This is a genomic window from Jilunia laotingensis (genome assembly GCF_014385165.1).
GTDB classification, from domain to species: Bacteria; Bacteroidota; Bacteroidia; order Bacteroidales; family Bacteroidaceae; genus Bacteroides; species Bacteroides laotingensis.
Genome location: NZ_JACRTF010000001.1, coordinates 4,353,334 through 4,369,540, shown reverse-complemented (window position 1 = coordinate 4,369,540; position 16,207 = coordinate 4,353,334). Strand labels below are relative to the sequence as shown.

The 16,207-nt window shown below is 42.5% G+C and carries 16 protein-coding genes; 10 read left to right on the top strand and 6 right to left on the bottom strand.

Annotation, left to right across the window (positions count from 1 at the left end):
- Positions 1-4: 4 nt before the first annotated feature.
- The 3 genes from H8744_RS17220 to H8744_RS17210 form a co-directional block, all read right to left on the bottom strand.
- A complete protein-coding gene (locus tag H8744_RS17220; protein WP_262436035.1) occupies positions 5-367 on the bottom strand; it encodes a hypothetical protein in 363 nt (120 codons plus the stop codon).
- Between the two features lie 25 nt (positions 368-392).
- Positions 393-599 (bottom strand): YtxH domain-containing protein, encoded by a 207-nt coding sequence (locus tag H8744_RS17215; protein ID WP_262436034.1) that lies wholly within the window; start codon positions 597-599, stop codon positions 393-395.
- 329 nt (positions 600-928) lie between these two features.
- Positions 929-2,197: a DEAD/DEAH box helicase gene (locus H8744_RS17210; protein WP_262436033.1), complete on the bottom strand. Its 1,269-nt coding sequence runs from the start codon at positions 2,195-2,197 to the stop codon at positions 929-931.
- 177 nt (positions 2,198-2,374) lie between these two features.
- Here H8744_RS17210 and H8744_RS17205 point away from each other — a divergent pair, with 177 nt between their 5' ends.
- From H8744_RS17205 to H8744_RS17160, 10 genes are all read left to right on the top strand, one after another.
- Positions 2,375-3,142: an SDR family oxidoreductase gene (locus H8744_RS17205; RefSeq protein ID WP_262436032.1), complete on the top strand. Its 768-nt coding sequence runs from the start codon at positions 2,375-2,377 to the stop codon at positions 3,140-3,142.
- Positions 3,143-3,147: 5 nt separating this feature from the next.
- Complete coding sequence (locus tag H8744_RS17200; protein ID WP_262436031.1) at positions 3,148-3,555, top strand: lipocalin-like domain-containing protein; 408 nt, start codon at positions 3,148-3,150, stop codon at positions 3,553-3,555.
- A 29-nt stretch (positions 3,556-3,584) separates the two neighbouring features.
- A complete protein-coding gene (locus tag H8744_RS17195; RefSeq protein WP_262436030.1) occupies positions 3,585-4,085 on the top strand; it encodes an SPOR domain-containing protein in 501 nt (166 codons plus the stop codon).
- Positions 4,086-4,372: 287 nt separating this feature from the next.
- Positions 4,373-5,197: a 3'(2'),5'-bisphosphate nucleotidase CysQ gene (gene cysQ, locus H8744_RS17190; protein WP_262436029.1), complete on the top strand. Its 825-nt coding sequence runs from the start codon at positions 4,373-4,375 to the stop codon at positions 5,195-5,197.
- Positions 5,198-5,212: 15 nt separating this feature from the next.
- Complete coding sequence (locus tag H8744_RS17185) at positions 5,213-6,769, top strand: SLC13 family permease (RefSeq protein ID WP_262436028.1); 1,557 nt, start codon at positions 5,213-5,215, stop codon at positions 6,767-6,769.
- 16 nt (positions 6,770-6,785) lie between these two features.
- The gene (cysC, locus tag H8744_RS17180) at positions 6,786-7,388 is read left to right on the top strand and encodes an adenylyl-sulfate kinase (protein WP_305067532.1); all 603 of its coding nucleotides are present in this window, start codon (positions 6,786-6,788) and stop codon (positions 7,386-7,388) included.
- A 31-nt stretch (positions 7,389-7,419) separates the two neighbouring features.
- Positions 7,420-8,331, top strand: a complete 912-nt coding sequence (gene cysD / locus H8744_RS17175; RefSeq protein ID WP_262436026.1) for a sulfate adenylyltransferase subunit CysD — start codon at positions 7,420-7,422, stop codon at positions 8,329-8,331.
- A 29-nt stretch (positions 8,332-8,360) separates the two neighbouring features.
- Positions 8,361-9,791 (top strand): sulfate adenylyltransferase subunit CysN, encoded by a 1,431-nt coding sequence (gene cysN / locus H8744_RS17170; protein ID WP_262436025.1) that lies wholly within the window; start codon positions 8,361-8,363, stop codon positions 9,789-9,791.
- Positions 9,792-9,859: 68 nt separating this feature from the next.
- Entirely contained in the window at positions 9,860-10,966 is a 1,107-nt protein-coding gene (locus H8744_RS17165) for a cholesterol-responsive sulfotransferase (protein ID WP_262436024.1), read from the top strand.
- 18 nt (positions 10,967-10,984) lie between these two features.
- Entirely contained in the window at positions 10,985-11,947 is a 963-nt protein-coding gene (locus H8744_RS17160; RefSeq protein ID WP_262436023.1) for a PCMD domain-containing protein, read from the top strand.
- Between the two features lie 300 nt (positions 11,948-12,247).
- Here H8744_RS17160 and H8744_RS17155 read toward each other — a convergent pair whose 3' ends face one another.
- Genes H8744_RS17155 through H8744_RS17145 form a run of 3 tightly spaced genes read right to left on the bottom strand, consistent with a single transcriptional unit; the run spans position 12,248 to position 16,199 of the window.
- On the bottom strand, positions 12,248-13,453 hold the full coding sequence (locus H8744_RS17155) for an OmpA family protein (protein WP_262436022.1): 1,206 nt from the start codon (positions 13,451-13,453) through the stop codon (positions 12,248-12,250).
- Between the two features lie 51 nt (positions 13,454-13,504).
- Positions 13,505-14,248, bottom strand: coding sequence for a YjbH domain-containing protein (locus H8744_RS17150; RefSeq protein ID WP_262436021.1), 744 nt, complete (start codon positions 14,246-14,248; stop codon positions 13,505-13,507).
- A 40-nt stretch (positions 14,249-14,288) separates the two neighbouring features.
- Positions 14,289-16,199 carry a DUF3869 domain-containing protein gene (locus tag H8744_RS17145; protein ID WP_262436020.1) on the bottom strand — a complete coding sequence of 637 codons (1,911 nt, stop codon included), beginning with the start codon at positions 16,197-16,199 and terminating at the stop codon, positions 14,289-14,291.
- Positions 16,200-16,207 lie beyond the last annotated feature (8 nt).

Genomic DNA, 16,207 nt, shown 5'->3' with positions numbered 1-16,207 from the left:
TGCATTATTCCTTTGGATCGTTAAGAAAAAGACCTGCAAGGAAGTTCACCATCGGAGCGACGATCAGTTTCTTGCGGAAGATTATGATTGCAGCAATGAGTATGATGTTGATTGCTGCGATGATGCCGAAACTTACCATCAGTCCGCCTACAAGCGGTTCCAATATGTAAGCCAAAGCAAACAAAAAGTAAAACAGAGCCACCATCCCGAGGATGATAAGTACCAAAACCATGATTAAGGTGGAAAGTAGTATCGTTAGCTTTTCCGTCAGTTCCAGTTTTGTAAAATCTTTCTGTAACTCCAGATACTTTTTGAATTCGAAGAACAGTTGCTGGAAGTTTTCAATACTTTTGTCGTCTGCAAACATGATGGCTCTGTTTTTTTAATCTTTTTTACTCAGTTACTTCTTTTAGTTCGGCTGCGATTTCGTCAACGAGGTCTTCCATTTCGTTGCGGTTCAACTTAATACCTTTTTTACGAAGTATTTCTGCTATTTTATGACGGGTGTCTTCTCCCTTTTCAGGAGCAAACAATATCCCAAGTGCTGCGCCTACGGCTGCACCACCCAAGAAAGCGGCTAATACATTTAATCCTTTCATAACTTTTATTGTTTTAAAAATGATAACACTACAAATATAACATTTTTATTAAAAAGATGTTCTTGTAAGCCTGTTTTTTTTCATTTAATAGCTCATTTTTTTTGTCCGGGGGAAATAAAATATCCTCGGAAGATAACTGTTTTTCTTCCGAGGATTGTTCATCTTGATCATCAAAAATGCACATGTCTTTATTTTAATATATATTTTATTGGTTCAAACTGCCGTTCAAACTCTTTTTTGAGTTTCCTTTTTGTGAGTTGATATATAGATTCTTATAAAGACATTGACCGTTCAAAGTACCGTTCAAGTTTTTGAGAGGAAAAAAGGCCTTATTTTTTCTTGTTTTCTCCTTTTGGCGCCTGCTTTTTTCTTCTCCAATAATCTCCGTTGGCACGGCTTCCTCGATAGACTTTATTTTCTTTTGCTTTCGCCTTGATTTCTTCGGTTTTCGTCTCTTGCGCCTTTACGCCTTCATCTGTGACGAATGGGTGTTCCTTGACAACAGGTATGTTCTTGCCGATTAATTTCTGGATGTCTTTCAGGTAGGGCAGCTCGTCGGATTCACAAAAAGAGATAGCGATGCCTTCGTGTCCGGCACGGCCCGTACGACCGATCCGGTGTACATATGTCTCGGGAATATTCGGCAACTCATAGTTGATCACATGGGACAACTGGTCGACATCGATGCCACGCGCAGCAATGTCGGTAGCGATCAGCACTCTTAATGTATGATTTTTGAATTCTGTCAGAGCGCGTTGCCGTGCGTTTTGCGATTTATTGCCGTGAATTGCTTCTGCACGTACTCCGGATTTGGTCAATATTCGGGCAAGCTTGTCTGCGCCATATTTGGTACGTGTGAAAACAAGCACCGATTCGATGGAATTATCTTTCAGTAAATGCAGCAGCAAGTCCTTTTTTTCTTTCTTCTCAACGAAATAGACAAATTGCGAAATCGTGTCTACTGTTGACGAAGCAGGAGTTACTTCTACTTTTACAGGATTCATCAGCATGGAATTGGCTAACGATTCTATTTCGGGGGGCATCGTAGCGGAGAAAAACAGCGTCTGCCGGCGGGTCGGTAGGAGCTTCAGGATTCGGCGTATGTCATGGATAAATCCCATGTCGAGCATCCGATCGGCTTCATCCAGTACAAAAAAATCCAGACTTTTAAGTGAAACATATCCTTGAGAAATGAGATCGAGTAAACGTCCCGGAGTGGCAATCAATATTTGTACCCCATTGTTCAAGGCATCTGTTTGTGACTTTTGCCCCACGCCTCCGTAGATGACGGCATGTTTCAGTCCGGTGTAACGTCCGTAAGCCTCAAAGCTTTCACCGATTTGGATAGCCAGTTCACGGGTAGGAGTCAGGATAAGAGCTTTGATTCCTTTGCGGTGGTCAGTCTTATATAGCTTTTGCAAAATAGGGATTGAAAAAGCGGCTGTTTTTCCTGTGCCGGTCTGGGCGCATCCTAATAAATCTTTTCCTTGGAGTAAAACGGGTATTGATTGTTCTTGTATCGGAGTGGGAGAGGTGTATCCCTCTTGATTCAGAGCCTTCAATATAGGCTCTATCAGGTTTAATTCTTCAAATATCATGTAAAAAAATTGAATGAGCCTCGCGGCTCTGTTATGTTATACTGCGCAAAGATACGGTAACTTATGGGGGAAATAATTTTATATCCTCCGGTTTAATCTTATTTAACTAAGAGAACGACCGAATGATAGCTGGTTAAGCCGTACTTTTGTTGCTTAATTCTTATTACATCTAACAATATGAAAGGTAAGATTGTTTTTATTACCGGAGCAAGTAGCGGGATCGGCGAAGGCTGCGCGCGTAAGTTTGCTTCTCAAGGATCAGATCTGATCCTTAATGCCCGTAATGTAGATAAACTTAACGAGCTGAAGAATGAATTGGAAACATCCTATGGTGTCCGTGTTTATTTGTTGCCTTTTGACGTGCGCGATCGCAAAGCTGCTATGGAAGCTCTAGCTTCTCTTCCCAAGGAATGGCAGGCGATCGATGTGCTGATAAACAATGCAGGCTTGGTCATAGGTGTGGATAAAGAATTTGAAGGAAACCTCGACGAGTGGGATGTTGTGATCGACACGAATATAAAAGCTTTGTTGGCCATCACACGCTTGGTCGTTCCCGGCATGGTGGAACGCGGGAGAGGGCATATTGTCAATATAGGTTCTATTGCCGGAGATGCAGCTTATCCGGGGGGGAGCGTTTATTGCGCTACCAAGGCTGCCGTAAAAGCTCTTTCGGACGGGCTTCGTATCGACTTGGTAGATACTCCGTTGAGAGTCACGAACGTTAAGCCGGGAATGGTAGAAACTAATTTTACGGTTGTCCGTTATCGGGGTGACAAGCAGGCAGCCGATAATTTTTATAAGGGAATTCGTCCATTGACAGGAGATGATATCGCGGAAACTGTATACTATGCTGCATCAGCCCCTGAACACGTACAGATAGCAGAAGTTCTGGTGATGCCTACTTATCAGGCGACAGGTACCATTTCATACAAAAAGAAAGATTGATAAGGATGAAGAAGTGGTTAAACTTGTTGGGGTTGCTTTTGTTGTTTTGTAGCACTTTGGCTTCTTGTTCCGGTGATGATGAAGATAAGTTGACTGCCAAATGGCAGTTGCGGACTTATGAATTTGCTGACGGTACGGTGCAGAAAGTAGATAGTGTATTCTATAATTTTCAAAAAGGTAGCTTTTCAGCCATTTGTTTGTTGCCGGATGGAGGTAATCAAACTTTTTTTGGAAATTATTCTTTGCAAGATGATAAAATTTCTATTATTTTGCTGCCCGAATATAAAGGGGAAATTTATGATAAATATATGGGATGGGAGGATAATGAACGTACATTCCGCATAGATGAACTTTCTTCTTCAACACTTCGTCTCGATTATGAAGGAATTATATCTGTTTTCAGAAAATATTAAATGAATTTATTAATTAAAATGTATAGGTTATGAAAAAATTGGTAGTATTGGGAATGGGCGTTTGTATGGTACTGGCGTTTGCTTCCTGTAAATCAAGCGAGAGTGCATATAAAAAAGCATATGAGAAAGCGAAACAACAGGAATTGGCCGAACCTCAGGTTGAGGCTCCGGTGGAAGTGACTCCCGTTGTTGCAGCTCCCGTTGAAGTGAAGAAAGCCACTGATTCGGCAAACGGTGTACGTCAGGAAAAGGTGACGGTTGTTTCAGGAGATAACAGTAGCATGAAAGACTATAGCGTAGTGTGCGGTAGTTTTGGTTTGAAAGCGAATGCAGAAGGCTTGAGAGACTTTTTGATCGCTGAAGGTTATAACCCGATTATTGCATTTAACGCTGATACTGCCATGTACCGTGTCATTGTAAACACTTTCGGTGACAGAGCTTCTGCAGCACAGGCTCGTGATGCATTCAAAGCGAAGTATCCTAACCGGAAAGACTTCCAGGGTGCATGGTTGCTTTACAGAGTATATTAATTATTTCTTTTTGGTAATATCCGGAAGTTGAAAAGCAAACTTCCGGTAAAAGGGCAGTAGCTGGGAAGTTGCTGCCTTTTTAAGTAATATCCTGTGACTTTGGAGAGGAAAACTTGAGAAAGTACCTTAGTGTGAAAACGTTTTAGGAAATTTCACGGCTATGCTAAAAGAAGTTATAAATGTATGCGGGGAAACTTTATCAGCAGAAAAAGTTTTTACTTTTGCAGTTCTTTATAGAATGACATATTACGCCTTGTCGGAAACGAGGTAATAATTAGATTGACAAGATGGAACAGAAATATTTGTTTGTTGCTGTTGACGCGGCCCTGAGAGCAGGTGAAAAGATACTTTCTATCTATAATGATCCCTCGTCGGATTTTGAGATAGAGAGGAAAGCCGATAATTCCCCCTTAACTATTGCTGACCGTAAAGCGCATGAAACGATTGCCGGAATTTTAAAAGATACGCCTTTCCCACTGTTGAGTGAAGAAGGGAGACATATGGATTATACGGTACGGAAAGATTGGCGGGAATTATGGATTGTAGATCCGCTGGACGGAACCAAAGAGTTCATTAAACGTAACGGGGAATTTACGGTGAACATCGCATTGGTTCGTGAAGGCATACCTGTGATAGGAGTTATTTATTTGCCGGTGAAGCAAGAACTTTATTTCGCGGAGGAATCTTTGGGTGCTTATAAGCTCTCAGGCATTACTTCTTTGCCCGATGGAGTGTCGGTTGATAAACTGATTGCTTCGGCCGTTCGTTTGCCGCAACCGTACTCCCGCGATCGTTATATTGTCGTAGCTTCCCGTTCACATCTCACACCTGAAACAGAAGCTTATATTCATGAAATGCGGCAACAGCATGATAATGTGGAGTTGATATCAAGTGGAAGTTCCATAAAAATATGTCTGGTTGCAGAGGGAAAGGCAGACGTATATCCGCGTTTTGCTCCGACGATGGAATGGGACACTGCTGCGGGACACGCAATTGCCCGGGCGGCAGGTATGGAAGTGTATCAAGCGGGACAGGATGTTCCGTTGTCTTACAATAAGGAAGATCTGTTGAACCCGTGGTTCATCGTGGAGAAGAAACGAGTAAATCATTAATTGGTCTGTATATCTATGACGTTTGAAATTGCATTTGTGCTGCTGTCCTTATTGGGAATGGTGATTGCTCTGATTTTGGACAAGATGCGTCCGGGAATGGTACTCTTTTCGGTTGTTGTGTTGTTTCTCTGCGCAGGGATTCTGACTCCGAAGGAGATGCTCGAAGGATTTAGCAATAAAGGAATGATTACTGTTGCCATGCTCTTTCTGGTAAGTGAAGGTGTTCGTCAATCAGGGGCACTGGGGCAGGTGATTAAAAAGTTACTTCCGGAAGGGAAAACGACTGTATTTAAGGCACAATTTCGAATGCTGCCGTCTATCGCTTTTATTTCTGCTTTTCTGAACAACACACCGGTTGTCGTTATTTTTGCACCGATCATCAAACGTTGGGCGCAGTCTGTTCATTTACCTGCCACCAAGTTCCTCATCCCCCTTTCTTATGTCACTATTCTGGGGGGTATTTGTACATTGATCGGTACCTCTACCAATCTTGTGGTGCATGGTATGATTTTAGAAGCAGGATATGAAGGTTTTACGATGTTCGAGTTGGGTAAAGTCGGTATCTTTATAGCGATTGCCGGCATTATTTACCTTTTCTTGTTCTCCAAGAAACTTCTTCCGGATGCCCGACCGGATACGGCTGTCCCTGACGAAGAAGTAGAAGACGGTGAAAAACTTCACCGGGTAGAAGCCGTGTTGGGGGCACGTTTTCCGGGTATTAATAAAACTTTGGCTGATTTTAATTTTCAGCGTCACTATGGAGCGGAAGTGAAAGAGATAAAGACTCGTAACGGACAACGGTTTGTTACGAACCTGAATCAAATAGTACTTCGTGAAGGAGACACTTTGGTAGTGATGGCGGACGATACCTTTATCCCGACATGGGGGGAGTCGTCGGTCTTTATGATGCTTGCCAATGGAAAAGACACGGAACCGGTTCCCGGAAAGAAAAAACGTTGGTTTGCTTTGATCTTATTGATTCTTATGATTGTTGGTGCGACAGTCGGAGAGCTTCCGGTGACGAAGGAGATGTTCCCGAATATCAAGCTGGATATGTTCTTCTTCGTTTGTGTGACTACCATCATTATGGCATGGACCAAAATATTCCCTGCACGTAAGTATACCAAATATATCTCATGGGACATACTGATAACGATTGCTTGTGCTTTTGCCATCAGTAAAGCAATGGTAAATTCGGGAGTTGCCGATGGGGTGGCCCACTACATCATCGGGTTGAGCCATAACTACGGACCTCATGTGTTACTCGCCATTCTTTTTGTAATTACCAACCTCTTTACTGAACTTATAACGAATAATGCGGCAGCGGCTTTGGCATTTCCATTGGCGTTGGCTCTTTCACAACAGTTGGGAGTAGATCCTACACCGTTCTTTGTAGTAATCTGTATGGCGGCCTCTGCAAGTTTCTCTACTCCGATCGGTTATCAGACAAATCTGATCGTGCAAGGTATCGGAAACTATAAATTTATGGATTTTGTCCGTATCGGTTTGCCATTGAATATAATAACTTTCCTTATTTCGGTATTCCTGATACCTTTGATCTGGCCTTTTTAATTTAGAAATGTAAATGATGGAAAATAAGAATAATATATACCCGATTTTTGATAGAATGTTGGCACGGCAGGACAAGGAAAATTTGTTGAAACAGCATAGTGTCATGATTTGGTTCACCGGCCTGAGCGGATCAGGCAAGAGTACGATTGCTATTGCTTTGGAACGTGAACTGCATAAACGCGGATTGTTATGCCGGATTCTTGACGGTGACAATATACGTAGTGGAATCAACAATAATCTAGGCTTTTCCGAAGCCGACCGGGTAGAAAATATCCGTCGCATCGCTGAAGTTTCCAAACTTTTTATTGATACGGGAATTATCACGATTGCTGCCTTTATCAGTCCCAATAATGATATTCGTGAGATGGCTTCCGACATTATCGGAAAAGAAGATTTTTTGGAAATATTTGTCAGTACACCGCTTGCAGAATGTGAAAAGAGAGATGTAAAAGGTTTATATGCCAAGGCTCGGAAAGGTGAAATCCGGAATTTCACGGGTATCTCTGCCCCTTTTGAAGCGCCCGAACATCCTGCATTGGAATTGGATACCTCCAAGTTGTCATTGGAAGAATCGGTCAACCGATTGCTCGAACTGATACTTCCGAAGGTAAGAAGGTAATTGAATAAGCGTATAATAAAATAAGAATATAATGAAAGAAGAGTATAAATTAAGCCACTTGAAGGAACTCGAAGCAGAGTCTATACATATCATCCGTGAAGTGGCTGCGGAATTTGAGAATCCTGTGATGCTATACAGCATTGGAAAGGATTCGTCTGTCATGGTACGTTTGGCGGAGAAAGCATTTTATCCGGGGAAGGTGCCGTTTCCTTTGATGCACATCGATTCTAAATGGAAATTTAAGGAGATGATTCAATTCCGTGATGAATATGCGAAGAAATATGGTTGGAATCTGATTGTGGAGAGTAATATGGAGGCTTTTCATGCAGGTGTCGGCCCTTTCACTCACGGTAGTAAGGTGCATACTGATCTGATGAAGACCCAGGCATTGCTTCGCGGGCTTGATAAATATAAATTTGATGCTGCTTTTGGAGGAGCCCGTCGCGATGAAGAGAAGTCGCGTGCCAAAGAGCGTATTTTCTCATTCCGTGATAAGTTCCATCAATGGGACCCGAAGAACCAAAGACCGGAATTGTGGGATATCTATAATGCCCGTGTGCATAAAGGGGAGAGCATTCGCGTATTTCCGTTGAGTAACTGGACGGAACTGGATATCTGGCAGTATATACGTTTGGAAAATATTCCGATCGTGCCTTTATACTATGCGAAAGAACGTCCGTGTGTGGAAATCGACGGTAATCTGATCATGGCCGATGATGATCGCTTGCCGGAAAAATATCGTGATCAGATTCAGATGAAGATGGTTCGTTTCCGTACGTTAGGATGTTGGCCATTGACCGGGGCGGTCGAGAGCGAGGCCGATACCATTGAGAAAATTGTGGAAGAGATGATGACCACGACGAAGAGTGAACGTACTACCCGCGTGATTGATTTCGATCAGGATGCGAGCATGGAGCAGAAAAAACGCGAGGGTTACTTCTAAATTTTAAAATAAAGAAAAGGATACTAAAAATGGGAGAAACATTAGATATAAAAGCATTTCTGGACAAAGACGAACAGAAAGATTTGCTCCGCCTTTTGACGGCTGGTTCGGTAGATGACGGAAAGTCGACTTTGATCGGTCGTTTGCTATTTGATAGTAAGAAGCTGTATGAAGATCAATTGGATGCGCTCGAACGTGATAGTAAGCGTATGGGGAATGCGGGTGAGCATATCGATTATGCACTGTTACTTGATGGCCTGAAAGCTGAACGTGAACAGGGGATCACAATCGATGTTGCCTATCGGTACTTCTCGACCAATAACCGTAAATTCATCATAGCCGATACTCCGGGACATGAGCAGTATACGCGCAATATGATTACGGGCGGTTCAACTGCCAATCTCGCCATCATTCTTGTCGATGCCCGTATGGGAGTGATTACCCAGACCCGCCGGCATACTTTTTTGGTTTCGCTGTTAGGAATAAAGCATGTGGTACTGGCTGTCAATAAGATGGATCTGGTTGATTTCTCAGAAGATAGGTTCAACGAGATTGTTTCCGATTATATGAAGTTTGTAGCACCGTTAGGCATTCCTGATGTGAACTGCATACCTCTTTCTGCGTTGGACGGTGACAATGTAGTTGAGAAGTCAGACCGTACGCCTTGGTATAAGGGCATTTCATTGCTTGATTTCTTGGAAACGGTCCATATCGATAACGATCATAATTTGTCGGACTTCCGTTTTCCCGTACAGTATGTGCTTCGTCCGAATCTTGATTTCCGTGGTTTCTGTGGCAAGGTCGCTTCGGGTGTTGTGCGTAAGGGGGACAAAGTGATGGCTTTACCTTCCGGAAAGGTTTCTCATGTGAAGAGTATTGTGACGTATGACGGAGAATTGGATTATGCTTTTCCTCCTCAGGCCATAACTCTCACATTGGAGGATGAGATCGACGTATCAAGGGGAGAAATGTTGGTTCATCCGGACAATTTGCCCATTGTAGACCGTAATTTTGAGGCCATGCTTGTATGGATGGATGAAGAACCGATGGATGTAAATAAATCGTTTTTTATCAAGCAAACCACTAATATGAGCCGTACCCGCATCGACAGTATCAAATATAAAGTAGATGTGAATACGATGGAACACTCTTCCGTGCCGTTCCTTTCTCTCAACGAAATAGCGCGTGTGGTACTGACCACCGCCAAAGAGTTGTTCTTTGATCCGTATAAGAAGAATAAGTCTTGCGGTTCGTTCATTCTGATCGATCCGATTACGAATAATACGAGTGCTGTGGGTATGATCATAGATCGGGTCGAGACAAAAGACATGAATATTGCTGAGGATATTCCTGTATTGAATCTTCCCGGGCTGGGCATAGCTCCGGAACATTACGCTGCTATAGAAAAGGCTGTGAAGGAGCTTGAACGTCAGGGATTCGCAGTGAAATTGGAGAAGTAAAGAGGATTTATTATAAACAGAAAGTCGAACCTGTGTGCGACTTTAAATACTAATTATCGAATAAAGAAGTGGGACTACTTGAATTTAATAAACTTCCGATAAATACCTTAGTAGGGGCTGATTGGAAAACTTTTAATTCTATAACGAAAGGTCGGGATATCGATGCTTCTTATAAAGGGAAATATCGTTTGACCAAAGCAGTGTGCCGGTTGCTTTCTACATTGGCACCTTTGCAGGACACCCGTTATGAAAAGTTATTGGCTGATAAACCACTGGAGCATGATCCGGTTTTTATTTTGGGACATTGGCGTAGCGGAACTACCTTTGTTCATAATGTTTTTTCCTGTGATAAGCATTTCGGATATAACACTACCTATCAGACTGTGTTTCCGCATTTGATGATGTGGGGACAGCCGTTCTTTAAAAAGAACATGAGTTGGCTAATGCCCGACAAACGTCCGACCGACAATATGGAATTGGCTGTGGATCTCCCGCAGGAAGAAGAATTTGCTTTGGCCAATATGATGCCGTATACATATTATAATTTTTGGTTCTTGCCGAAATATCAACAGGAATATGCCGACAAATATCTACTTTTTGACACCATAACTGAGGATGAACTCAAGGTATTTGAAGAGACATTCACCAAGTTGATAAAAATCTCTTTATGGAATACGCACGGTACTCAATTCTTGAGTAAGAACCCACCTCATACCGGACGTGTGAAGGAGCTTGTTAAGATGTTCCCGAATGCGAAGTTTGTGTACCTGATACGTAATCCGTATACGGTTTTCGAATCTACGCGGAGTTTCTTTACCAATACTATTCAACCGTTGAAGCTGGAAGATATCAGCAATGAGGAGTTGGAGCGGAATATACTGTCCATTTACGCCAAGCTGTATCATAAATACGAAGCGGATAAGAAATATATTCCTGAAGGTAATCTGATCGAGGTTAAATTTGAGGATTTCGAAGCTGATGCGATGGGAATGACTGAAAACATATATAAGACGCTTTCCATTCCTGGTTTTGATGAGGCGTATCAAGCCATTGATAAATATGTGGGTGGTAAGAAAGGATACAAGAAAAATAAGTATAAGTATGATGACCGTACTGTTCAGTTGGTGCAGGATAATTGGAGTTTTGCCCTTGAGCAGTGGGGATATAGTCTTTAAATGAAAGGAGAAATGAGGATGAAGAAAACATATCATCGTCTGTTGGCGACGGGCTTTATGGTGTTATGTTCCAGCGTTGTTATGGGACAGCCTAAAGTGGAAATGCTCCCGTTCGGGGATATGGATCAGTGGGTAAACCGTGAAATTAAAGAATCCGGCATTATAGGTGGAAATACAAAAAATGTATATGCCGTCGGTCCGACGCAGACCATTTCCGGAGCAAAAGTTTATAAAAACTTGGGAGGCTCTCCTTGGGCGACTTCCAATGTAATGGCTAAAGTGGCGGGAGTGGTCAAGACCAATACTTCTGTATTTCCTGAAAAGAGGGGAGAGGGGTATTGTGCCCGACTGGATACCCGTATGGAGAGTGTAAAGGTTTTCGGGCTGGTTGACATAACAGTACTTGCTGCCGGTTCCATGTTTTTGGGATCGGTACACGAGCCGATAAAGGGAACGAAGAATCCGCAAAAAATGTTGCAGTGTGGCATTCCTTTTACGAAACGTCCCATAGCCCTGCAGTTTGATTATAAGGTGAAGATGTCTGATCGGGAAAATCGTATTCGTGCGACAGGTTTCAGTAAGATTACCGATGTTGCCGGGAAAGATTTTCCGGCTGCTATCCTACTTTTGCAGAAACGTTGGGAAGATAAGGAAGGCAATGTTTATGCTAAACGTATCGGCACAATGGTGGTACGTTATTATGCTACCACGGACTGGCACAATAATGCTACTTATGAAATACTTTACGGTGATATAACAGGCCATCCCGATTATAAACCTCATATGATGAGGCTTCAGGTGGAAGAACGATATACTACCAATAGCAAAGGTGAAAGTGTGCCTATTCAGGAAGTCGCTTGGGGTGATAAAGATGATCAGCCTACTGATATGATACTTCAGTTCACATCTAGTCATGGCGGGGCTTATATAGGCTCACCCGGTAATTCTCTTTGGATTGATAATGTGAAGTTGGTGTATTAAATGATTCTTCTGGTAGGAATAAAATAAAGATATTATTAGAACCCGGTTAAATTGTCCTCTCAAAGTAATGAAGAGCGAAGTTTGACCGGGTTCTTTTATTTAGTTACGATTAAAGCATTAAAGCTGTCTCGATATCCGTCATGAGGCAGCTTTTTCTGCCGTGGAGCAAAGCCGCATATTTTTCTATCATTGGATGGCATTATAGTGGATACTGAGAATAAAAAACAAGCTGTCCCAATTGGATGTTGAGACAGCTTGTAATCATAGTTTCAGAGCTTTCTGCTCTGTAAAATCCCTATTTTATTCCAGAATCACTACACGGTTCAGGAAGTTCTTGCCGAACATGTTCGCAGTACCACCGAAACCGATGAGTTCGAGCTGATCTTTGTTCACACCTTCTTTTACGAGGGCATCGTAAACAGCCTGAGCGCGCATTTCAGAAAGTTTCTGGTTCCATTTAGCACTACCGGTTGCTTCGTCGCAATATCCGGCTACCTTGTACTTCTTATCCGGATTAGCTTTCAATATCTTGGCAGCCAGTTGGATGTTAACCATGCCGTAATCATCGATCTTGGCACTTCCGATCTTGAAGAAGATAGCACGAGGACCGGCAACTTCAATTTCCTTAACAACCTCCTTTGTCACAGGCTTAACATTTGCCAGAGCGTTCTTGGCGTCTGCCAGGTCGGTCTGGGCCTGAGCCAATTCATCACGGTACTTGTTCAATTCATCGTTGATGGCGTTCTGATCTACCTTTCCGCCCGATACGAACTTCTTACCACCGAATGTGTAAGTGACACCGGCTGTCAAGTGGATATAACCGTCAGTCTTTCCGCTGCTGTATGCGCCCAGGATAGATGGAGTCACCTGTCCGCGAGCTTCTAAGTCGATGGCAAGATACTCGTTCACATTGAACTTAGCACCTAAGCCGAGACTTGCACCAACCAAACAACGGAGGTCGTGATTAGCTGGTTTTGTACTTGAAGGGTCGATGGTTGTAGTGTATTTTACACCATTTTCCACTTTTACACCATCATCAGTCTTGTATCCCAAGCTCCATCCTCCATAGTTTTTGACAATGTTCATTGAGGGTCCCACGAAGAAATTCAATTCGAACACCCTTCCCGGCTTGTATCCGCAGAACAGGTTCGTGAGGTTCATCATTCCGTCGAGGTTCACACCGACGTAATTCTCCTCCCTTTTCACCTCAGGGCCGTTGATGGCGGCGAAAGGATAGTCGGTGGTCATCTTCGACTTCCACCCGTACACCTGTCCCCTGAACCCCCATATTGGGTTGATGAACTTACCAACCGACACGTTGATGAGCGGCGTCAGATTCTTTCCGAACTTGCTGTCCGGGTTCGTCGTTCCCTGCACGCCTGCCCCCACGCTGATAAAGATGTTGTCCTTCCAGCTCTCACTGTAGAACTTCTCCTTGTCTTGTGCAGAAGCCGAGGCAGCAGTCCCCGCCAGCAATAAAGATAATATTACTAATTTGCTTTTCATTGTTTTTCTATTTTAAATATTTCAACTCTTTTATTTCTATATTCGCCTTTCCTACTTCAACCGGAACTGAAAGGTAAGCCCCCCGGTGAAATATTTCATTCTCTGCAATTCTACCTGTGCATGCAGATGATTGAAAAGCAGATAAGTGGCTCCCAACGCAAAGTCCCTCGAATCGTATTCGGCTATCAGCCGCAGCTGCGGGTGGAAGGACGGGTTGTAGGTGACCCCGGCGGCGACCCCGTTGAGCTTGTACTCCCTCCTCCTGTTGTACACGTAGGAGAGGCTCACACCGATCGTTTCCCGGCCGACCCGCACATGTTTCGTGGCAGCGAGGTAGAAGCGGTTGTAATATCCGTTCCCCTGTTCCGAGGCTATCACGCCACCCGAGGACGTGAACGGGTCGGAAGTGCCCAGCACCACCGCGGGCATGTGTTTCCAGAACTGCCCTTCTTTCAAAGCGCGCAACCGGACTGAAAAATACCGGTCCTGATTCGTAAAACCCGAATAACCGTAGGGCTTGAGCCCCAGCGCCTCCGCCTTGAACAGCGTGCATGTGTATGCCACTTCAAGCCAGGGCAATATGGTCACGTTCAGGTAGTAATTATACGTATGGTAATACCATGTAGGAGGAGTTATCTCCTTGTTTAAAAAGTTTGCACCAAGCATCACCGTCTTGTCCTCACGCATCTCAGCGGAGGGAGCATGAAGCAATCCTGTGGTTCCATAAGTCAATTGAGCCGAAAGCGTGAACGTGAAGCATAAGAACACGCATAATATTAGAATTCGTTTCATCATATCATTTTATTAATACTTTCGACTCAATTTCCTATAAATATTATTCTGCTTCGATGATACCACCACCGGCATTCAAATCACCGTGACCATGATCATGGCTATGTCCATGTCCGTGACCGAATGTGAAAGTTTTAACATCCTTAACTTCTGTCTTAACTGCAGTAGTAACGTCAAGTGTTACTTCTTTTGAGCCAATTTTATATTTATAAGTTGTGACTTTAGTAAGAGCCTCTATAGTAGCACTTTCTAAGCAAGTATAAGGAGCTACTGTGTAAATGAATTCAGCAGTCTTTTTTTCTTCCCAATTATTTACGATGTTTTTGCTTGCCAGATCATTTAGGATCAATGCCTTTGCGCGTTCTTTAGCCTTATCGTTTGTGAAATCTTTTACTGCTTCATCAATATCAAATTTAGAGCCTGTGTTATAATAATATCTGATTGTTGCATTCACTGCATAATCAGTATCATTTTTCTTTCCAATTTCACGTTCGGTTTTTTCTTTCTTTTCAGTGGGAGTCCCAGATTCTTCTGAGCTAAAGTCGATCTTTGCACCGAATGTAGAGAAATGCGGGATAGTAAGAACATATGCTCCATCAGTAGCAGAAATACTACCATCAGCTTTGTCTAAATTAGCATTGACTAACGTAACTTCTCCAAAGTCTTCTGTTCCGAATTCATTGAAAGAAACTGTGATATCGGCTGCACTACCATCTTTTGCAAATTTAATACCGTCAGGGGTACCTCTATACATACGTAATACGGTAAGATCAGCTATTTCGTTTTTAGATAATCTGTTAATTACAACGTTTACATCTGCCGGTACATTTATATCCTTATAATAAGGATAAACACCCGGTGCCATGTTTGCTTCGTCTCCACTGTTTCCAAAATCTATTTGATAAAGACTGCCATTCCAAGTATCATCTGCTGGTACAAAACCATCTAATAGATCTGCAACTACGTTATTATCAGCGTTACAATCATATTCTTTGGTATGTGATGCACCCTTTTGATCTTTATAATTTACTTCTATCTTATAGGTATACTTATTAGCATCTTCTTTTTTCAACTCATCAGTATATGAGAAATAATTTATACCTTCTACTTTAAATTTCCCGTCAAGAACAATAGGAGTTGTGCCTTCAGATTTCTTTAATTCGATGGAAGTTACTTCTGCACCATTTATAAGAATAAAGTTAGCATTGAAGTTTTTATAAACATACTCTTGGGCAGGACCTTCGATATATGGTAAAATTGCAGTCAATGGCATTGATACAATATTATTCTCTCCTTTTTCTACTTGATACTTTGGAAGAGTGATAACAGTTGTATAATTACCATATTTTGAGGCTTTATCTCCATTGGGAGTTATGACAACATTCAATATTGTTCCACCATCGTATGTTTCTTTGACATTAGCATTATTTACTTTTACTGTGTAATCTTCATTATTCCATGCATTTGTCAAATTGTCTGATCCATAAACCGATGTTTCTAACTTATATTCAACATCAATAAACTCAGTTGGAACCACATCTGCAAACGGCAATACAATAGTCTTATTGTAAACTGCTGCTTGGCCGGCCGCAACTTCTTGGATGTCGACAGTAGTAGTTACTGTACCTTTATACACTTTAGTGTTTTTTGGTGTAACAACAATCGCAACAGGACCTGTTGTCTCTGTTTGGTATGTAAACGAACCGCCGTTCAACTCAACCGATGCACCACCGATAGTCATGGTTGCATCACCGTTAGCGATAAGTTCACCGTTTGGATTAACGACAGATCCTGTAATGGTGTAAGTTGCGTTCGGCAAAATAACTTCTCCCGCAGGGCCGTTTACATCCAAGCCGTCATCCTTATAGCACCCGGTTAATAAAGCCCCGGATAATGCTACAATGGCTAATGCCATTTTTGCATTAAAACCACTAAAAAAACTTTTCTTTTTCATCTCAATAA